Below are 19,707 nucleotides of genomic sequence, written 5' to 3' on the forward strand. Positions count from 1 at the left end.
GGTATCACCGAGTAGTGGAGTGCGGCAGTACCTCCGGCCGACGGAAACCGGGTCCGCTTGGCAGGGGGCATCGGGGGTAGGCGGAACTGACGTCAATCACGAGAGCCGGCGTCCGCGCCGGCGCGATCGATCGGGGTGAGCCATGGTGGGCTTCACACGTACGGCGGTTCCCGCTCTGTTGTCCGTGGTCGTCGGGGCCACGGTCGTGTGCGCCGGCCCGGCCGCCGCGGCCGGGCAGCCGGCACGCGCGAGCACGTGCGCCGCCGGGGACCTGGACCTGTCCGTCGGAGCACCGGATGCCGGCGCGGGCCAGTTGTACGTACCGCTCGGCTTCACCAACATCGGCGACCGCTCGTGCACCCTGCTCGGATACCCCGGGGTGAGCGTCCTGGGCGCCGACCGGCAGCGGATCGGCGACCCCGCCGACCGCGAAGGCGCGACGCCCGGGCCCGTCACCCTGGCTCCCGGTGGCAGGGCGACGGCCGTCCTGCACACCACGAACGGGCCCATCGGCGGCCCGTGTCTGCCCAAGGGCACGTTCCTGAAGGTCTATCCGCCCGCCTCGAAGGACGCGGTCCTCGTCAAGGCCGCCTTCCAGATCTGCTCGGGCCGCTTCACGGTGGGCCCGCTCACGGCCTGAGCCCCAACTCCGCGACCAGCACGGGGACAGCACTCGCTCACCTCGAACCGGGCCGTCACCCACGTCGGGTCACCTACGTCGGGCGACGGCCCGGAGCGCGCCCCGCCACCGGTACGCGCCGGAGAGGAAGCCCGCCCACCGCATCCGGCCGAAACCGACCCGTCACTGAACCGGCTGTTGACCGTGTCGGCCGCCGTCGCTGCCTTGCTGCCGGCTGAGCGCAACACCCCGGGCGCGCCCGCGGCCCCGTTCGGATGAACCGTCCGGGGCCCCTCGCGCCGGATCGGGCGCTGCGCGGCGGGGTCCGGCAGCGGCTCCGGAGGGGGGCCTCTCGCCTAGCGGAACCGGATCGGGAAGGATGGGGCGGTTGACGCGATCGAGGCCGCGACGCGAAGGAACGCGCCGCGCCGGCTCGTGAGCGCCTCCCGGCCCGCGCCTGCGGGCGTACTTGCTGAGCCCCGTCGGTCGGGGCCGGACCGGACGAGTGGGTGAGCATGGAACGGACGCTGTTTCGCAGCGGGAGCCTGGAGCAGACGGAGGCTTTCCTGTCGTCCTCGTACACGCCCATGACGATCGGCGGCGTCCCCGAGCGCAGCGGTGCGCGCATCGAGCGGCGTGCCGCCGGCGGGCTGCACGTGGACCGTCTCGCCTTCGACTTCACGATGTCGTACGACGCCGGGCCGCTCGAGAGGCTCTGCCTGATCACGGTCGACCGCGGGGTGCACACGAGCGGGGGTGACGTCTGCGGACCGGGCGGAACGTTTCTCGTCGCCCTACCGGGCCGCTCCTATGCCGGGGAGGTCCGCGCCGCCCACTACACGATCACGATGTTCGACGCCGGCCTGCTGGACCGGACCGCCGAGGGCGGGGAGGAGGTCCGGCTCACCGGGCAGACACCGCTCGGCGAGGCGGCGAACCGGATGCTCTGCCGGACCGTCGCGCACGTCCGCGACACGATCCTTCAGCCGGGTTTCGCCGACGAGCCCCTCCTCACCGGCGCGGCGGCCCGTCTCCTGGCGGCCACCACCCTCAGCTGCCTGCCGCACACCCGCACCGGCGCCCTGCCCGACCGGGTCGACTCGCGCGACGGCACCAGCGACACCCTGCGCCGAGCCGTCGTGTTCATCGAGGAGAACGCCCACCGTGACATCGGGCTCGCCGAGATCGCGGCGTCGGTCCCGGTCACCCCGCGCGCCGTGCAGTACGCCTTCTCCCGGCACGCCGCGACCACCCCGCTGGGGTACCTGCGCCGGGTACGACTCGCCCGCGCCCACGAGGAGTTGACCGCCGCGGAACCCCGGCGGACCACCGTGACGGCCGTCGCCCTTCGATGGGGCTTCGCCCACCAGGGACGCTTCGCGGCGGCGTACCGAGAGGCGTACGGCACCGCCCCCGGTACGACCCTGCACGGGTGAGGGCCCGGTGACGCGCCCCGCCCGGTGAAGCGCCCCTCGACCCTCACGCCCCGTGCGGCGCGCCGGACCGGCGGGAGGGGGCGTGGCGGTGTTCGACCGGGACAGTGCCGAAGACGCTGTGGGTGCCGGTCAGGGTCAGCAGGACCCGCAGGGGGCGACTGGCCTCGGTCACCGTCAGGGCGATGCCGCGGTCCTTCGCGTCCAGTCGCGTGAGCAGGAGTTCGTTGAGGCACGCCGAGGAGCAGAACGTCAGCCCCGCGCAGTCGACTTCGACACGGTACGGCGCCGGCTCGGCCGCGAGCGCTTCGCGGAGCACCGCACGCAGGACCGGGCAGGTGTCGTTGTCCACCTCACCGGCCACCTCCACCCTCAGCACGCCCGGCTCGACCTCCGTCAGGCTCGCCCTCAGTGGTGTCTCCTGCACAACCCGTCCTCCGTCCGCGAGGCGGCGGCGTCCACCTCCCTTCGACCATGCACCATGTACCGGGCGCTCAGCAGCCCGCAGAACGAAACACCTCGCCGCGGACGTCCACGAAGCGAACCCTCCCCCCACGCGGTACGCCGGCTCGGACCGTTGGGAGGGCGGGCGACCCGCGTCCGCCGCTCGGGCGGGCCGGCGCGCCCCTCCCGGCCGACGGATCAGGGGCGGCCCAACAGCCCCACGCCCGCGGCCGTGTCCGCACGGGCGGTGAAGAAGTCGGTGAACGCGGCGACGAACTCCGCCTCGCTGATCCGACCGTCTCCGTCGACGTCCAACTGGCGGAAGGCATCGTTCAGTTCGGCGGGGTGCACGCGCGGCCCGCCGAACAGGACGCGGTATTCGTCGGCGCACAGGTACCCGCTCCCGTCGGTGTCGACGGCGCGGAAAAGAGCCCGCACGGCCGGTCCGAGTCCGTGGTCGAGGTAGCCCGCGTCACCATCGACACCCGCGAGCATCGCGCTCACGAACTCGGCGCAGTCCACCGCGCCGTCCCCGTCCGCGTCCATGCCCGCGCGCAGGTGCTGCCACCACGTCTCGAAGGCGGCGTAGAGCACGTCCTCCCGTTCCACGGGCAGCTCCAGCTGCCAGCACACGTTGTGGACCATCGCCTGGAGGTCCGCGCTGTCCACCCGCCCGTCACCGGTCTGGTCGAGCACCTGGTGGAAGAACGCCGCCAGGCGTGCCGGGCGGGAGTCGACGGTCCGGGGTCGGGGCAGGGGCGTGACGGTCGTGGTGCGCCGGGGCGCGGCCGGCGCGGCGTCGCCGTGCCCGCGGTAGCGCAGCCGGTCCGGCAGGCGGGTCATCACCTGCCGCATGCCGCGGTGAACCGTCCAGGAGAGGGCGGCGGCCGTACGGGTGCGGGGCGTGGCGAACCGCTCGTGCCAGGCGGGCGGCAGGTCGGCGATGGTCAGAGTGGTCAGTACGTTCGCGGCGACGGCGCGCAGCAGCGGCCAGGCGGGTCGCAGTCGGCCGAGGCGGCGGGGGGCGGGGGCCTCGCGCAACATGTCGAAGAGCAGGTACCGGACTTGGTCGCCGCATTCCAGGGTCTCGCGGACGGTCCGGTCGACGTACGCGGCCACGTCGGCGGCCGTCGCGGGGAGCGCGTCGTCGGGAACGCCGAGGTCTGTGCAGACTTCCTTGAACTCCGCGTACAGGACGTCGAGTTCACCGGCTGTCAGGGGGTCGCCGGACAGCTCACGCATGGCCGTCATGGCCTCGTACAGGGTCACCATCACCCAGGCGCGGACCGCCGGGTCCTCGGCCTCGTAGGGGCGGCCGGTGTCGTCGGTGCCACGGATGCGGCGGTGCGCGCGCTCCAGCCGGGCCGCCTCCCGCGCTCGTTCCTCGGAGGTGGCGAAGAACAGTCGGCTCCCGCTCTCCATGGTGTGTTCGATCCGCCGCCAGGGGTGGGCCCGGTACGTGGAGTAGCGGGCGGTACCGGCGGCGACGGCGGGATGTGCGGTCTGCAGGACGAGGAGCCGCCATGCCACCAAACCGATGCGCCACTCGCCGAGGGTCAGGCGCAGCAGGCCGGCGGCGGAGGGTGCAGGGGTGTGCGTCACGCGGTGCTCCTTGGGGTGGTGGCCGACAGGAGCACAACGCCGTGCTGGTGGAGGAGGTTTCGGTGATGCGGAGGAGGCTTCGGTGGCGCGGGGGGACTTCGGGAGCGCCGCCCGCCCGGAACCGTCCGTCGCGGGTCAGGCGGCGGCCTGCAGGCGGCTCCGTTCCCTCGCGGTCAGACCGCCCCAGACCCCGTAGCGCTCCTGAGCGGACAGGGCATGGCGCAGGCAGGCCTGGGCGACGGGGCAGCCGGCGCATATCCGCTTGGCCCGCTCGTCACGTTCCTGGCGTTGTTCGAGCGGCTCCTGCGTCGGGCCGAAGAACTGCTCGGACGCCGTTTCCCGGCATGCCGCGTCCGCTTGCCAGGCCCAGTGCTGGAGCAGGGGAAGGGGCAGGCGGGAGGTGTTCGGCATCGGGTGCTCCTTCGGTGTCGGTGTCCTGCGGTCCGTCTGTTCCCGTTCGTACGGATCAAACCTCTCCCGACCGCCTCCACCGATTCACCCGGTTGCCGCCTGGTCCACGGGGATCAGCTGCCCGTCCACGGGCAGACGGGCAGGGCAACGACCCCCCCCCTGCCGAGAAGGATGCTGTGGAGCCCGTTCTCCCCTCCGGCGCCGCACGCTGCGACGCCCGCTGGTCCACCCGCGCCCACCAGTACCTGCCCCACACCCGCACGCCGCGCACCGTCCCGGTGACGTTCCACTACCGGCGGACCGACCCGCTGGCCGTGGAGGCCGTCTTCCGCTGCCCGTCCCACGGCGACGACGTCGTGTGGACCCTCGGACGTGACCTGCTGTCCTGCGGCATCTCCAGCCTCACCGGCACCGGCGATGTCGTCCTGTGGCCGGGCCGCGGCCGCAGCCGGGTGTGGCTCCGACTCGGACCCGACACCGGGCACGCGCTCCTCAGCATCAGCCGCCCGGAGTTGGCGGCGTGGCTCCGCACCACCTACGCCCTCGTCCCGCCCGGCACGGAGGAGGAGCACCTCGACTGGACCCCCATCCATCGACTGCTGAGCAGTCCTCGGCCTCCGCATCGCACCTGATCCCCCGCCCGCTCCCGCCCCCGCACCGGCCGACGTGGGTGTCCTGCCGGTCGGGCGGCCCGCCGAAAGGCGGTCCCCGGCTCAGGTCGGCCTGCGTGCCAGGGCGGACCGGACGGTGTGTCGCCGAGGTTCTCGCACCCGAAGCCGTAGAAGTGCCGGTTGCCGTCCGTGGTCGCCTCGGCGACCGTAGTGGTGCACCATCACGCCGTCCGCCGGACCCCAAAGGCCCTTGTGGTTGCGGTTGTGGGTGCGCCGGCCGGGACACTCGACGATCCTCACGCCCTCGTTCGTGAGCGCGGCCGGGAAGGCGTCGGGGCTGAGCGGTGCGGCCAAGGTGACCCTCCTGCGCCGGTTGGTCCGCGCGTCGGGCCGACGGCTCCGGCACCGTCGCCCGGAGCGGGTGGGCGCGAAGGCGGCCGGCCCGTCCTCACCGAGCCGGACGGGCGTACGGCCGTACGGTCGTCCTGACCGTCCCGGAACCGGGTACCGCGCCCCGGCGGCCCGAGCACACGGCAGACCGGTTCTTGAGGGAACGCGTACGTGAGGTGCCGCTCGACCGGGGCAACGGACCGAGCCGGTACCGGCCCCGCCGGGCGTCGGGTTGTCCGGGGGAAGCGGTTCCCACCACTCCCCCGGCACCCGTCTTCCGGTGTTCGAGGCGACCGGATCGCCGCGAGCACGCCTTCGCCTTCTTCCAGGCCCACTTCCGTGCCGTACACCCCCGTGGTTCGGCACTGCGCGATTGCTCGTGCCGTGGGTGTCCGGAATGCGGGTCGGGCTGTGCTCGCCTCGGCAACGCTACGCATACGGGGAATGCCGCGCCATTGCACGGATGCACCAACCGAGCGGTATGACCTGTGGGTTCTGCACCACGGTTCGCAGGCACACCCCCGAGGTGCACATTGTGCAGCTCCGATCCTGCGGAGCTGCACATCGGACTTTGCCGCGAGCGGCGAAAGGATTCACCTCTCGCTTTTTTCGGCCAACGGGCCTAATTTAAGGTTCACCCAATCAGGCAGGACGAAAATGATGACCACCCTCGAAATTCAGCCAATTATTACGGCCTGATTTCGGCCACATCGAAGCGCGGCCCACGCCGGTTTCACCCGGTCCATGACACCGCACCCCACCTGCGGTTTCATCAGGTTCCGACCCCGGCCGCGCCCCCGGAATCACAGCAATGACGACCACCCAAGCCGCTCCCGTCGGGCTCGATCCACCGACCGTTCGGGTCACCTCAACGCATCGAGCCGATCTTCGCGATCCTGCCGGCCGAAAACAAAAGTCGCGGAGCCGCTCACACGGCAGCCCATGCGAATCGTCCGGACGATTCGGGCAACGATTTCCCGTATCGGATGTCCATCGGACCAGGAAGCCCGCTGGCGTCAATCGAATTTCGTTCAGCCCGCGAAACGGCCCGCCGAACCGCGGCCCGGACGCGCCCTGTTCCCCCACCGGCAACGCAGGCCGCGCGACCCGCGCCCGGTATCGCGGCTACCGACGACCCGGTGCCCGCGTGGCTCTCGGGTCAGGCCGCCGCGCACAGTTCGCGGGTGGAGTCCGGAAGGTGGGGCACACCCGTCATGAGGTGCAGTGCGAACAGCAGGTCGCGCATGCCGCTCAGTGAGGACAGGTCGCGGGACAAGTGACCTTCCAGCGCCCTGATGTGCGAGCGGACGGTGGCCTCCGACAGGCCCAGTTCGCGCGCGGTCGACTCCAAGTGCGCGTCGAACGTGAGCCAGGCCGTGGCCGTGGTGAGGAGGTCGCGTCTGTCCGCGCAGGCGGGCCGGAGCAGCATTTCGGCCCAGGCGCGGGTCTGCGGGCCTTCGAGCAGACCCCGGAGCGTGGGCTCCCCGGCCGCGAGGCACCCGTCGGGCGGCTCGGGCAGTTCCCGCTGCGTGACGATTTCCAGGGCCAGGCCCACGGTGACCCGGTCCGTCAGGGCCCCGAAGTCCTTGTTGAGGAGTTCGGCGGCGCGCGCCACCCGCCGGGTCACGGTGTTGCGGTGCAGATCCAGGCGGCGCGCGGCCACCGTGTAGGGGTAGGCCAGGGCCGTGGGGAGCGTCCCGCGGAGCAGCTCCCACTGGCTGTCGATCCGCATGAGCGGGTCGAGCAGTCGGCGGGCCCACACCTGGGCTTCGTGCGCCGGAAGCAGGCTGACCAGGTCGGTGTCCTGGGCGGAGAGGGCCACGGAGTCGGGCTGGTGGACGGCGAACCGTTGGGCGGTGGTCGCTTCGTGGAGGGCGCGGGCGAGGAGGGACAGGGAGTACACCCCGCTGCCGCCGAGCGAAGCCTCCGCGCCGAGCACGGACACGAGTCGGGTCAGTTCGACGGCCACCTTCTCGTCCGCCTCGTCGGCCCGGACCGGGTGGATCACCAGGATCCGGTCGGGCCGGCGGCCGTCGGCGACGACCAGGGCTCGGCCGGCCGTGACGGCCTCGCAGCGGCGCACGGCGGCGTCCCGACGGGTGGGCGAGGTCTCCACGACGAAGACGCGGGCGGTCTCGGGGTCGAGCAACCCGGGCGCGAGGTTCCTCATGACCCGGCGCGCCTTGGACACCTCTCCGTCCAGCAGGAGTTCCACCGCGGCCGCGCGCGCGGCCCGGACGGCGTCGGAGGCCGCCCGGTACTCGCGGCGCGCCTGGTCCACCAGCCCCAGGAGCTTGGCGGCCTGGCGCAGCAGCTCCAGATCGGCGTCTTCGAACTGCGTACGCCGGGCCACGGCGAGGACCGTGTCCGCCGCGGAGGACGGGCCGAGCGAGATGAGCCGGGTGTGCGGTCCCGACCGGGACTCGGATGTGTTGGCCGCGACGGATTGGCGGATGATCGCCTGCGCGAGTTCCTCGGCCGCCGTGGCCGGCGAGGCGACGAGAACGCGGTCGGGTTCGCTGACCATCACCTGGACGTCGAGAGCGCGGGCGAGCCAGTCGGCGATGCGCTGCATGGCCCGCGGGTCGGCGAGCCGCGCCGGCAGTTCCTGTACGAGCGAGGCGAGTTGGGCGGCCCGATGCTCGGCGGACACGATCCGGGACTGCTGGATGGCTTCGTGCACTCCCTGCCACCGCTCCACCGGCGCGGCGGTGACCAGGAGGGGCGTGCCCAGCCGATCCGCCAGGTCCACGAGGGACTGGGGGTACGGCTGGCGGGATCCGGGAGCGGCGCCGACGACCAGGCCGACGCTGCCGTCTCGGCTCATGCGCCGGAGCAGTACCTCCAGCACGCCGGTGATGCGACCGCGCAGCCGGAAGGGGACCGCGTCGGCGATCAGTACGAGGAAGCCGTCGGGCAGCGTGGCGGGCACGCCTTCTTCCAGGAGCGTCTCCGGGGTCACGGAGAGGACGCCCGTCACCTCGACCGCCCGCGCGGGAGCGGAGCACTGGCCGAAGAAGGTGAGTTCGAGCTCGGGGTTTCGGGTGGGCAGCGTGCCCAGAGTTGGCATCGAGCACTCCTCGAAGCTGTCCGGAAGGTGTCGCGTGGGTGCCCTGTGCCGCCCGGGGAACTGCGTGGGCACCTCGGTCACGACCTCATTCCCGCTCTCCCGCGCGCGCCGCGCGCCCACCTGGGTGCGGCAGGACGGACGACTCGAAACGCACCGCGTGCGACAGGCGTTCGGGCATCCTGGGAAGCGGACGTACGGTCACGGTCGGAGGGGCCGAACGGGGCGGGACGTGCGGGTTCCGGCGATCGCGGGACCCAGCGTCGAGGACGGGGGCGGAGCCGTTGTCGTGTCGCCGGGTGCGACCGGGCGAGGAAAGCAGGTGCCGCGCGGTCCGTTCCGACGCCCGGTCACTGTCCTTGTATCCCAACTCCGGACTCAACTGTCCCCCTGTATGGTGCGGCGCCACGTGCGTGGGCACGAGCCGCACGGCGTGCGGCCGACGTGCGGCCGCTCCCTCCTCCGCCCCGTGTCCGACCTGCGGGGACGTCTCGAACAAGCGGGCGTCCCGGCGGTTCGACGTCCCCTTGCCCGCAGGCCCGACAACTTGCGCACACGCCGGTGCGCAAGGTTGCGTTGCCTATCGGGATACTGCCTTCCGCACCCAAGCGTGTCAACTAAAGTACACAGACCTGGGCCCAGACAGAGCGAGAGACCGGTAAGTGGTTGTGTGCATCCATCAGCAGGGCGTCCTTCGGGCCGTGAGCGGCACCTCCTGCCTGAGGTGAGCGACGACCGTCCGTCGATCGCGGGCAAACTCAAGGACCTCATGGCGGGACGGCGGGGTCGCAGTCACACGTCCCGGTCGCTCTCCGAGTCCGTCGAAGCCCTGCCCGACGGTCATCCGTCCCTGTCGCACGCCGCCATCGCCAAGATCGCCAACGGTTCGCAGAGCAACCCGACCGTCGGCACGCTGCTGGCCCTGTGCGAAGCTCTGGGCGTCCCACCCGCCCATCTCCTCCCGCACGAGCCCTACGACGACCTTGAGGCGCTGGAGGCGTTCGAGAACCCGCTCGCGCGACACGTCCTGGCCCTGCTGAACGGTCTCCCCGAGAGCGAACTGGCGGGAGTCATCAAAGATTTGGAACGGCGAAGGGCCCACGTCGGCCTGGAACCGGTTCCGCCCCGTGCGGCCGTCATGCCGCCGAGCAAGCGCCGACGACGGCGGAAACCGGACGATGCCGCGCGCTACGCGGCTGAATCACTGGAAGGGCTGTAGTAGTGGACGGCATAGTCTTCGGGACGTGCACACTGGCCGGCTTGTTGGTCACCGTGCTCTGCACCCGCAGGGCCCTGGGCAATCCCCGGGTCTCCACATGGGCCATCGCCATCGCCTTCGGCGTGTGCACGCTGGGCGTCCTGTTCGCCGTCCCCGTCGTGGCCCGAGCGGCGGAGGACCTCACCGGCGTCGTCAACATCGGCAAGCTCATCGCGCACGTCTGCGCGATCCTGTGGTGCGCGGCGCTGCAGATCACCATGGTGGATCTGGCCTATCGCCCCGAATACGTGAAGTCCGCCATCTTCCACCGGGGGTTCGCCGCGACGGTCGAACTCGCGATCATGGTGCCGCTCTTCCTGGCGACGAACGCGCCCGACATCGCGTTCACGACCGCCCACGCCGACAATCCCAAGATCGCCGCGTACCTCCTGCTCTACCTCTCCTACGTCATGGTCACCTGCGGGGAGTTGGCGTTCATGTGCGGCAGGACGGCGCGCCGCAACTGGGGCATCCGGCCCTGGAGCGGCGCCGGGTTCTCCCTGTCAGCGATGGCGGCCGTCTTCGGGCTGGCCTACGCCCTGACCAAGGGGAGCTACATCATCTTCCACACCCTCGACAGGCCGTGGTCGCTGAAGACCGAGGAGTTCATCAGCCCGACCCTGAGCGGCCTCGCGGTGATCTTCCTGTTCGCCGGCCTGACGCTCCCCATGGTGGGCACCTTCCGGCAGCGACTGCGTCAGAAGAGGGCCCTGGCCACGCCTTGAGGGCCGTCCCTCGCGGATCCCGCCTCCCGAAGCCCCCGGCGCGAGCCCCGGCGCCTCAGGGTGATGCGCTCACCGCCTCGTAGCGGACCCTCAGCTCCTTCAGGCCGCGGGAGCGCAGCGACCGGCGCCACTGGGGGGCCGGGTCCAGCAACTCCAGGGTGGGGTAACGCTCCAGGAGGGCGACGAGGGCGATCTCCACCTCGGCGCGGGCCAGGGGGCCGCCGAGGCAGTAGTGGATGCCGTGGCCGAGTGCCAGGTGGCCGGCGGTGTCACGGTCGAGGTCCAGGGCGTCGGGCTGCGGGAAGCGGGCGGGGTCCCGGTTGGCCGCCGCCAGGGAGACGAGCACCGTCTCCCCCGCCGCCACCGCCACCCCGGCGATGGTCATGTCCTCGGTCGCGAACCTACGGATCGCGAGCAGGGCGGGGCCCTCCAGCCGGGCGAACTCGGCCACGGCGGCCGGGAGTCGGGAGGGATCCTGGCGGAGCAGGGCCAGCTGGTCCGGATGCCGCAGCAGGGTGTGGATCGCGTTGCCGATCAGCTGGGCCGTGTTCTCGTAGCCGGCGAACAGGACGAGGAACGCCACCGACATCAGCTCGTCCTCGCTGAGCCGGTCGCCGTCGGCGTCCCGAACCGCGATCAGGTCGGACAGCAGGTCGTCGCCCGGCCGGCCGCGCTTGTGCTCCATGAGCCCGGTGAGGAAGCCGAGCATCGCCACGAGCGCTTCCTTCATCGCCTGCGGCCGAGCCGGGTCCGGCGCCACCAGCGCTTCCGTCCAGCCGCGGAAGTCCACCCGCCGGTCCTCGGGGATCCCCAGCAGGTCGCAGATCACGATGATCGGCAGCGAGAAGGCGTAGGCGCCCAGCAGGTCGGCGCCACCGGCCGGCCCGAGCCGGTCCAGGAGCCGGTCGGCGGTCTCGCGGATCGGCGCGCGCAGTTGGTCCACCCGCCGCGGGGTGAAGGCGCGACCCACCAGGCCACGGATGCGGGTGTGATCGGGCGCGTCCATGTTGAGGAGGTTGGCGTCCAACGCGGGCGGGAGGGCGAAGCCCCGGTAGGTCCCCTCCGCGGCGTTGGCCTTGTCCAGGGACAGCCGCGGGTCGGCGAGCGCCTCGCGGACATCGTCGTAGCGCGTGACGAGCCACGCGGGCGTCCCGTCGGTACCCGTGATGCGGCACACCGGCGCGGTGTCCCGGAGCCTGTCGTAGACGGAGTACGGGTGCTCGATCAGTTCGGCCTGAAGATCCATGGGCCCACCCTAGAACGTGAGCGCGTCACTCCCGGGGCCGGGCCCGCACGATCCGGGAGGTACCAACCCCGTAGCCTTGTCAGTCCGGTTGTCTGGGGCGAGGGGAGAATCCTGTGGGGGTTCGGGGCGGGGCGTGGCCGGCGGTGGAAGGGCGTGCGGACATCCTGAGGATCAGCGCGAGTGACGCTCAGGACAGGCTGGACGGCTGTGGCGCGTACGGCGCGCTCAAGATACGGCCGAACCTCAAGGCCGCCGCCTGGGCGCGCCGTTTCGACAACAGTCAGCCGTTCCTCCTCGGAATGATCCGCGAGATCTGCACCCGGCTCCACTCGAACCCCCGGGTCGACACCTGGGAGGGGTTGGATCATGAGATCGACGCGGAATTGAAGGCCTACGCCCTCCACCCCGGCTCCCGCGCCTACGCGCGCCACGCCATCGAGAATTACCTGGACGCGCACGAAGTCGGCGGGGCCGACATCGATCCCCTCACCTTTCGCCTCTTCGACCCACAGGTGGCTGTCGGCCCCGGCCGCACCCTGACCGTCTGGAGCCCCGTCTACGAAAGCGGGACGGGAATCAGGGAGGTGCGGCGGCTGAGGTTCGGCGGCGTACGCCCACCGGGGGAAACCCCGGACCGGTGGACGGCCGTCGCTGCCCGCGTCGCAGCGCTCACCAGCCCTGTCGGGGACATCGGCCGCATACGGGTGACCGAAATCGGCCTGGGCGACGGGTCGTTCCAGGTGCTCTTCGACGGAACGCCCGAGTCGACACTGCCCCTGTACGAGGGGATCGCCCTCGCGTCGCTCCGAACCATCGACACCGCCCGCACCATGACGCCCGGGTACTCGTGCCAGGACTGCAAAATAGCGGGGTGCTGCGGAGCGATCGAGGAGTTCGACGGGTTCCTCGGGCAGGAATCCCCTGGTGAGGGCACCAGATCGGTCAGTGCGCGGGACATCGAGGCGTACGGAACCTGCGCCGCCCGGTGGCATTTGGACATGGCGTGCCACCTCCCGAAGGAACGCTTCACCGGGGCCGGGTCCCGCCGCGGGAGCCTGATCCACCACTGGATCGCCACCGCGCACGTCCGGTCGCGACGGTGCGTCCCCTCCGACGTGGGGGATTTCAGTGATCCCAACACCTTCACGTCGACCCTCACCGCGGACGAATACGCGGAAGTGAGTCCCTATCTCCGGCAACACCTCGCGACCTGTCCGCTCGGGGAGGGCATCCGGCTCATCGCGACCGAATCCCCGCTCTACGGATACGACAGGTCCGCCGATGTCGTCATCGCGAGCGAGCCCGACGCCCTGTACACGGATGCCGACGGCTGCTTCGTCATCAGGGAAACGAAGACGACGAACCAACGGTTGCCCCGGGACGACAGGGAGGCTTTCGAGCGCTTCCTCGCGGTTCCGTGGCTCCTCAATCTGCTGGGGACCGGCTACCGGGGCCCCCACCGGGCCGAGTCCGCCCGCCTCGAACTGGAAGTGCTGTCCCGGGACGAAAGCCGCCTCTTCACCTGGCATTTGCGCGACGGCGCGGCTCTGAGCGCGGCACGGGCCGCCGTCCACCTGCGCTCCGCCGCCTGGCACCGCGACACCACGTGGGCGGCCTCTCCGGGCGAACAGTGCGCTTGGTGCCCGGTCCGCAGGTGGTGCCCTGAGGCGCGAGCCGGTGCGGACGAGGACTGACCCCGCTCATCGGGCTCGGTGCGCAGGTCACGGAAGAACAGCCGTGCCCCCAGGCCGGTGACCAGCGCCATCAGGGCGATGACCCATCACTTGTCGAACCGGCGTCCTTGTGACCTGAGATCCGTTTCCCGATCCGTCACCACGGCCCCTCCCCCCGCGGAGCGCGCCGTTCGCACTCACGACGGCCGGGTACCCGCCAGGGCCGGGCTGACGCGGGTCAGGGGCGCGCGGCGCTCTCGGACGGGTGGAGCCGGGTGGCGAAGACGATGATGTCGTCCTCGGGTTCGACACCGAAGGTCTCCACCAACAGGGTGCACAGCGCTTCGGGTTCCTCCGGTCCGGCCGCGGCGGTGTCGGCCAGGAGGTCCAACCGGTCGTGCAGGTCGCTGTCGCGGGTTTCGATGAGCCCGTCGGTGACCATCAGCAGCCGACCCCCGGGCCCGACCGGGTGGCTGGTCGCCTCGGGGTGCGGCAGGCCCAGGCCGAGCAGCGGTCCGTGCTCGGTGAGGTAGCGCGGCGCGGCTCCCGGGTTGAGGAGCAGGGGTGGGAGATGGCCCGCGTTGGCGACCTGGATGCGCCGATTGCCCGGCTCCACCAGCACGATGCACACCGTGGCGGTCCAGCCGCGGTGGTGCAGGCCCAGGAGGTGGTCCAGGTGGTGGAGCAGGAGGTGCGGGGGGTGGCCCTGGGCGGCGTAGGCACGCAGCGCGTGACGTATTCCGCCCATGACCATGGCGGCTTGCAGGGAGTGGCCGACCACGTCGCCGACCGCGAGCAGCAGGCCGTGGGGGGTGGTGACGGCTTCGTAGAAGTCGCCGCCGATCTCGGTCATCGAGGTGGCCGGCAGGTAGCGCACCGCGAGTTCCGTGTTCGGGGAGGACGGCAGGTCGGCGGGCAGGAAGGTGCGCTGCAGGGCCAGGGCCAGCTCGTGTTCCTGGTCGAAGCGCTCCACGACGTCCTTGTGCTCGACGGTGAGGTCCGCGTACAGGGCCATGACACCGGCGTTGGTCTCCACCAGTTCCTCGTTGAGCCGCTCCAGCTCGTCCCGTTGGGCGTGGGCCTCGTGCAGGGCGGCCAGCAGGTCCCGGGTCTGTGCCTGCAGGTCGTCGATCGCGCTGGCCGGAGTGTCGGCCTCCACCATGGCCAGGACGCGGCGGACGTCCAGGTCCCGGGCGGCGAGTTCGGGAATGGGGCAGCTGATCTCGATCCGGCCGACCCGGGAGCCGACCGGCAGTGCGCCGGCGCGGTCCGGGACGGCGAGGGAGGGATCGTAGCGGGTCTGGGGCAGCAGTCGGGTGACGGCGGTCAGGGATTCGGTGCTGGGGGCGCGGTCGTCCGTCCATCGCATCACGGTGTGCAGCGTGGGCGGATGCTGTTGGACGGTGAACACGGTCGTCATCGTGTTGGGGCGCAGCAGGTCGCGTCCCAGTTCGCTCAGTGCGGTCGCGAGGCGGACCTGGTCCCGGTTGTCGAGTCCGACCGCGTCGGCGATGGTCTTGGCGTGGCGGCGCAGGGCGAAGACGTCGCGTTCGGTGGCGATCGGGGCGAGCAGAACGGTGGCGCGGTCGCTGTCGCGTGGACGGATGACGGTCCGCTTCACCTGGTGACCTTGGCGATCACCGCGCTGGCGTCGTCGCGGCGGGTGCCGGCCAAGCGCAGCAGGGCAGCGGCGATGAGGGCGGGCGGATGGTGCAGGAAGCCGGCGAGGTCCTCGGATTTCCAGCGCTCGCTGAGACCGTCGGAGTGCATCACCAGGACGCCGTGGCCGGGCAGATGGTGTTCGTAGGTGCGCAGTTGGTGCATCTGATGGCCGACGATGCCGGGGTGGGACAGCAGGTTGGACCGGCTGTCCGCGGTGACCAGGGCGGCGGTGATGTTTCCCGTGCCGCAGAAGAGGACGCGGCCGTCCGGCTCCAGGCGGGCGACGGCCACCGCGGCGCCGCGGGTGCCGCGCAGGGCGCGGTGGATCTGTTCCATCGCCTGTTCCGGGGTGCGGGCCGTGCCGGTGCGGAAGGCCTGGACGGCTGCCTTGGCGGCGAGGGAGGCCATCGGGCCGTGTCCCAGGCCGTCGCAGGACATCACCAGGGTTCCCCGTCCGGGTCCCGGTGCGGCTGCCCGTACCGGGACGGAGCGTGAGGTACGGGCGGTGACGGCCAACGGGGGGATGCGGGGCGGGAGCCCGGGTGTCGTCGGGGCCCGTCGCAGGGGTGGCCGGGTGGCGGTCAGGGCCGACCAGTCCAGGGAGGACTCTTCGGGTCGGGGCCGGCGGTCGGTCCGTTCGTCGTGGTGTTGCGTGACGTGCTCTGCGATATCGGGGCGCCCGGCCCAGGCGTCGCCGCAGACCTGTTCCCCGCCGATCGGCCGGGTGATGCCGCCCACGGTCGGCTCCCCCGTCACCGTGTGGTGCGGGGGGCGGGGCCAGAAGCGGGCCACCTGGACGGTGCCGAGTCCGCGCCGGGAGTGGATGTGGAAGGCGTCGGCCAGCCGCTGGACCGCTCCGAGGCCGATGCCGAGGGTGCCCGCCGTCGACATCCCGTCGCGCAGGGCCGCCGGTACGTCGGTGATCCCGGGGCCGCCGTCCACGACCACGACTTCGACTCCGGCCACGTGCGCGGTGCGCAGCACCCGTAGCAGCAGAGACCCTTCGACGGCGTGTTTGGTGATGTTGGTGGCCAACTCGGCGACGGCGAGCACCAGTTCGGCGGTGCGGTGCTCGGTGAGCCCGATGCGTCGCCCCAGAGCGGCGGCGGCGCCGCGAGCGGCTTCGGGCTCGTCCCGGAACCAGGCGACGTCCTCACAGTCCGTCAGGTGAAGTGTCACCGGGCCCACTTGGTGACCGTGATGGTGGTGCCGTGTCCCGGGGTGGTGTCCAGGACGAAGTCGTCGACGAGGCGTTTGGAGCCGGAGAGGCCGAGGCCCATGCCGCTGCCGGAGGTCCAGCCGTCGGTCAGCGCCAGGTCGATGTCGGGGATGCCGGGACCCTGGTCGGCGAAGACCAGGCGTACTCCCCGACGGCCGTGTTGCTCGATGAGGGAGGCGGTCATGGTTCCGCCACCGCCGTGGATCAGGGTGTTGCGGGCCAGTTCACTGGCCGCGGTGATCAGCTTGGTCTGCTCCACGAGGGAGAGCCTGCACGCCTGGGCCAGGGCGCGAACCGTCTGGCGTGCGTGCACGACTCCCGCGTTGGCGGTGATCTCCAGCAACTCCGGGCCGCTTTGGCCAGGAGCGTTCACCGGCCGGCCGCGGCATCCGGCGCGCTGACCTCGTCACCGGCTCCCGCTGGAGCGTCGTAGCCGGCTTCGGCGTGTGCCTGGGCGCGGGCACGCTCCAGTACGCGCAGCCCCTTGTCGAGGGTCAGCGCTGTTCGTACTCCGCCCAGCGACAGGCCGAGCTCGACCAGGGTGATGGCCACGGCGGGCCGCATGCCGACGACGACGGTCTGCGCGTCCAGCATCCGGGAGATCGAGGCGATCGTGGCGAGCATGCGACCCACGAAGGAATCGACGATCTCCACGGCGGTGATGTCGATGATCACACCGTGGGCCCCGGAGTCCACCACCTTGGCGGCCAGGTCGTCCTGGAGCAGCATGACGGCCTGGTCGTCCAGATCCGTCTGGATCGAGACCAGCAGGACCTGCCCGATCTGCAGTACGGGTACCTGCTCGCTCACCGGTTGCCCGCCTGCGGCACCGTACGGGAGAAGGTGACGCCGGAGCGGCGCAGGGCGTGGCGCAGGGCGTCGGCGAGGGTCGCCTTGGTGACGATGTCACCGAAGTCGATCCCGAGCGCGACGATGGTCTGGGCGATCTGGGGGCGGATGCCGGAGATGGTGCATTCGGCGCCCATCAGACGGGCGGCCACGACGGTCTTGAGCAGGTGCTGGGCGACCTCGGTGTCGACCGCGGGAACGCCGGTGATGTCGATGATGGCCTGCTCGGAGCCGGTGTCGATCAGCGCCTGCAGCATCTTCTCCATGACGACCATCGTGCGCGCCGAGTCCAGGGTGCCGACCAGCGGCACCCCGATCACGCCGTCCCACAGCTTGACCACCGGGGTCGACAGCTCCAGGAGTTGCTCGGCCTGTGCGGAGATCAGGGCCTCGCGGGTGCGGGTGAACACCTCGATGGTGAACAGGCCCAGCGCGTCCAGCAGGGTCGCGAACTTCAGGTAGGCCTGGACGTCCTCCACGTCGCCGGACAGCGACGGCTCCAGGACCTCCTTGAGCGCGTACACGCTGAGCGCGGTTTCGGTGGGGGTGAAGCCCTGCTGGGCCCGGCTGCGCGAAAGCTCCGTCAGGAGTGCCCGCACCTCGCCGAACTCGTCGCCGTGCGCGTCGAGGCTGTCCCGCCCGAGGGCCGCCACCAGCGTGTCGTACAGCTCCTGCAGTTCACGCTGGACCTCCGCACGGCTCACCCTGCCGCCGAGGGAACCGGCGACCGTGTCCGCCCAGGCCGAAGCGAGGTCTTCACCCCGTACGGAAAGCAGGCCTACCAAACGCTTTGCAACGTCCCCACCAGCCACAACGCACATCCCTCATCACGGAAGCCCTGCGGCCTCTCCGTGGAAACCTTAGGCCATTGGGCCGAACCCCCGAGCGCCGCACGGAAATGCCGGGGCCACCGCCGATGCCGGAGCGGAGCGGCGTGCGCCCGCCTCGGCGGCCGGGTGTCGGACGTGCCCCGACCCCCGGGGGGCGGCGCCCCGTCCGGCGCGGTGCGCGGGGCGGCGTACCGGGGGTCACGGACGGCGACGGCACGTCCGATGCCCCGCGCTGCTCGGTGGCGTGCCCTCCCCGTGGCCGTACGAGGCGGGGGTGTGCGAGGATCGCGGGGTCGATTCGGCACGGGACAGATACGGAGACATGGGACGGTCACGAGGGAACGATGAGTCGGGTGCGCCGTCGGGCCGCCCTGAAACCACCCCTATGAACCCGCGTACCTCGCTTCCCGCCACGGCTGCCGACGCCCGCGACCAGGTCTCGGACCTGCTGCTGCACTCCGGACTCCGCTGCGATCCGGGTGCCGTGACGGACGCCTTGATGGTCACCACCGAACTCGTCACCAATGCCATCCGGCACGGCGGCGGTCTCGCCGGCTTCCACGCCGAGGTCCGGGACGGCGTCCTGCGGGTGTCCGTGGCCGACCACCGTCGCGAGGCACCCGTGACGCAGACCAGTCCGCCCGCCGGAATCCGGATCGGCGGCTACGGCTGGCCGCTGGTCCAGAGCATCGTCGATGAGCTGGCCGTGATTCCGCACGCCGACGGCAAGCGGATCACCGCGCACCTGAAGCTCGGCTGAGCCGCGGGCCCCGCCCCGGCCGCGGCTCTTCATCGGGTGACCGCCCGCGTGTCCGTCCGGATCGGGTGGGCGCGCGTCAGGGGCGCGGGAGGCGCGTGACGGTGTCGAGGTAGAAGGCGTCGATGCTCTGGACGGCCCGCTCGAACTCGTCCAGGTTGACCGGCTTGGTCACGTACGCGTTGGCGTGGCTGCTGTAGGCCCCGCTCACGTCTTCCGGAGCGGCGGAGGTAGTGAGGACGACGACGGGGATCGTCTGGAAGCCCTCGTCGTTCTTGAGGATCTGCAGGAGGTCACGGCCGTTCATCCGGGGCATGTTGAGGTCCAGCACGATGAGGTCGGGCCGTGCGCTGTCGGGGTCGCGCAGGTATTCGAGGGCGGCGACGCCGTCGGTGACCTGGACGAGGTTGCGGGTACCGCGCTCGGAGAGGGCCTCCTCGATGAGCATGGCATCGGCCATGTCGTCCTCGACGAGCAGGACGTCGTAAGGGCGTGCGGGCGCGGTCATCATCGAATGCTCCGTGGGAGTGGGGTGGGGTTTGCCGTCGGGCACGTGGTCGTAGAGGCCGGGCCAGCGACGGCGGGCGCCCTGTCGGCTGATGCCGCAGGCGTTTCCGAGCTGGGGGTAACCGGCGCCCGCGCGGGCGGCGTCGGCAGCCGCGTCACGTTGGAGCCCTTCGGCGGTCTGCCGTACCTGTTCCAGTACGTGCAGCAGGACGAGGGCCGGGTTGGGGTCCTCGACCTCGGGTGACGCGGGACCGTCCGTCAGCCGGTGGGCAAGCCGGCGCGCGAGGTCGGCGACCGCCGCCCGTGTCACGGCTGCCGCGTCCTGGGACGCGGTCGACGAGGAGGAATCTCTACCCGGCATACCGGCACTGTAGGCGGCCCCACCCACCCTCGACAACATCTGT

At 71.5% G+C, this 19,707-nt stretch carries 17 protein-coding genes and 1 pseudogene; 7 read left to right on the forward strand and 11 right to left on the reverse strand.

The genetic code is table 11. The features are described from left to right. Positions 1–142: 142 nt before the first annotated feature. Both ACZ4XJ_RS25560 and ACZ4XJ_RS25565 read left to right on the forward strand, forming a co-directional pair. A complete protein-coding gene (locus ACZ4XJ_RS25560) occupies positions 143–640 on the forward strand; it encodes a DUF4232 domain-containing protein (protein WP_468497493.1) in 498 nt (165 codons plus the stop codon). Positions 641–1,134: 494 nt separating this feature from the next. Then, positions 1,135–2,055: a helix-turn-helix transcriptional regulator gene (locus tag ACZ4XJ_RS25565; RefSeq protein ID WP_468497494.1), complete on the forward strand. Its 921-nt coding sequence runs from the start codon at positions 1,135–1,137 to the stop codon at positions 2,053–2,055. A gap of 43 nt (positions 2,056–2,098) precedes the next feature. On the opposite strand, the gene ACZ4XJ_RS25570 is transcribed toward ACZ4XJ_RS25565, so the two are convergent. From ACZ4XJ_RS25570 to ACZ4XJ_RS25580, 3 genes are all read right to left on the reverse strand, one after another. Next, complete coding sequence (locus tag ACZ4XJ_RS25570) at positions 2,099–2,479, reverse strand: STAS domain-containing protein (protein ID WP_362876119.1); 381 nt, start codon at positions 2,477–2,479, stop codon at positions 2,099–2,101. A 215-nt stretch (positions 2,480–2,694) separates the two neighbouring features. Then, entirely contained in the window at positions 2,695–4,098 is a 1,404-nt protein-coding gene (locus ACZ4XJ_RS25575; protein ID WP_468497495.1) for an oxygenase MpaB family protein, read from the reverse strand. Between the two features lie 135 nt (positions 4,099–4,233). After that, positions 4,234–4,509, reverse strand: a complete 276-nt coding sequence (locus ACZ4XJ_RS25580; RefSeq protein WP_362876121.1) for a WhiB family transcriptional regulator — start codon at positions 4,507–4,509, stop codon at positions 4,234–4,236. 176 nt (positions 4,510–4,685) lie between these two features. Here ACZ4XJ_RS25580 and ACZ4XJ_RS25585 point away from each other — a divergent pair, with 176 nt between their 5' ends. Next, positions 4,686–5,141 (forward strand): SsgA family sporulation/cell division regulator, encoded by a 456-nt coding sequence (locus ACZ4XJ_RS25585; protein WP_468497496.1) that lies wholly within the window; start codon positions 4,686–4,688, stop codon positions 5,139–5,141. A gap of 1,528 nt (positions 5,142–6,669) precedes the next feature. Here ACZ4XJ_RS25585 and ACZ4XJ_RS25590 read toward each other — a convergent pair. Further along, positions 6,670–8,580: a PucR family transcriptional regulator gene (locus tag ACZ4XJ_RS25590; protein WP_468497497.1), complete on the reverse strand. Its 1,911-nt coding sequence runs from the start codon at positions 8,578–8,580 to the stop codon at positions 6,670–6,672. Between the two features lie 721 nt (positions 8,581–9,301). Here ACZ4XJ_RS25590 and ACZ4XJ_RS25595 point away from each other — a divergent pair. Continuing rightward, positions 9,302–9,796, forward strand: a complete 495-nt coding sequence (locus ACZ4XJ_RS25595; RefSeq protein WP_468497498.1) for a helix-turn-helix domain-containing protein — start codon at positions 9,302–9,304, stop codon at positions 9,794–9,796. 41 nt (positions 9,797–9,837) lie between these two features. After that, positions 9,838–10,560, forward strand: coding sequence for a hypothetical protein (locus ACZ4XJ_RS25600; RefSeq protein WP_468497499.1), 723 nt, complete (start codon positions 9,838–9,840; stop codon positions 10,558–10,560). A gap of 55 nt (positions 10,561–10,615) precedes the next feature. On the opposite strand, the gene ACZ4XJ_RS25605 is transcribed toward ACZ4XJ_RS25600, so the two are convergent. Next, a complete protein-coding gene (locus ACZ4XJ_RS25605) occupies positions 10,616–11,806 on the reverse strand; it encodes a cytochrome P450 family protein (RefSeq protein WP_468497500.1) in 1,191 nt (396 codons plus the stop codon). 143 nt (positions 11,807–11,949) lie between these two features. Here ACZ4XJ_RS25605 and ACZ4XJ_RS25610 point away from each other — a divergent pair, with 143 nt between their 5' ends. Continuing rightward, positions 11,950–13,500, forward strand: a complete 1,551-nt coding sequence (locus ACZ4XJ_RS25610) for a PD-(D/E)XK nuclease family protein (RefSeq protein ID WP_468497501.1) — start codon at positions 11,950–11,952, stop codon at positions 13,498–13,500. A gap of 217 nt (positions 13,501–13,717) precedes the next feature. Here the strand turns inward: ACZ4XJ_RS25610 and ACZ4XJ_RS25615 are convergent, their stop codons facing one another. From ACZ4XJ_RS25615 to ACZ4XJ_RS25635, 5 genes and pseudogenes are all read right to left on the reverse strand, one after another. Next, positions 13,718–15,100: a PP2C family protein-serine/threonine phosphatase gene (locus tag ACZ4XJ_RS25615; RefSeq protein ID WP_468497502.1), complete on the reverse strand. Its 1,383-nt coding sequence runs from the start codon at positions 15,098–15,100 to the stop codon at positions 13,718–13,720. Beyond that, positions 15,097–16,329: an ATP-binding protein gene (locus tag ACZ4XJ_RS25620; RefSeq protein ID WP_362876129.1), complete on the reverse strand. Its 1,233-nt coding sequence runs from the start codon at positions 16,327–16,329 to the stop codon at positions 15,097–15,099. The genes ACZ4XJ_RS25615 and ACZ4XJ_RS25620 overlap by 4 nt, the downstream gene beginning before the upstream one ends. Beyond that, positions 16,317–16,733, reverse strand: coding sequence for an anti-sigma regulatory factor (locus tag ACZ4XJ_RS25625; protein ID WP_362876130.1), 417 nt, complete (start codon positions 16,731–16,733; stop codon positions 16,317–16,319). The genes ACZ4XJ_RS25620 and ACZ4XJ_RS25625 overlap by 13 nt, the downstream gene beginning before the upstream one ends. 86 nt (positions 16,734–16,819) lie before the next feature. Next, positions 16,820–17,170: pseudogene (locus tag ACZ4XJ_RS25630) on the reverse strand (STAS domain-containing protein); the annotation flags it as partial. Continuing rightward, complete coding sequence (locus ACZ4XJ_RS25635; RefSeq protein WP_362876131.1) at positions 17,167–18,030, reverse strand: STAS domain-containing protein; 864 nt, start codon at positions 18,028–18,030, stop codon at positions 17,167–17,169. The gene ACZ4XJ_RS25635 and the pseudogene ACZ4XJ_RS25630, both read right to left, overlap by 4 nt. 394 nt (positions 18,031–18,424) lie before the next feature. On the opposite strand from ACZ4XJ_RS25635, the gene ACZ4XJ_RS25640 reads away from it, so the two are divergent. Next, positions 18,425–18,799: an ATP-binding protein gene (locus tag ACZ4XJ_RS25640; protein ID WP_362876132.1), complete on the forward strand. Its 375-nt coding sequence runs from the start codon at positions 18,425–18,427 to the stop codon at positions 18,797–18,799. Positions 18,800–18,875: 76 nt separating this feature from the next. Here ACZ4XJ_RS25640 and ACZ4XJ_RS25645 read toward each other — a convergent pair whose 3' ends face one another. Continuing rightward, the gene (locus tag ACZ4XJ_RS25645) at positions 18,876–19,664 is read right to left on the reverse strand and encodes a response regulator (protein WP_468497503.1); all 789 of its coding nucleotides are present in this window, start codon (positions 19,662–19,664) and stop codon (positions 18,876–18,878) included. Between the last annotated feature and the right edge of the window lie 43 nt (positions 19,665–19,707).

This window comes from Streptomyces sp. NPDC029836 (assembly GCF_055574495.1).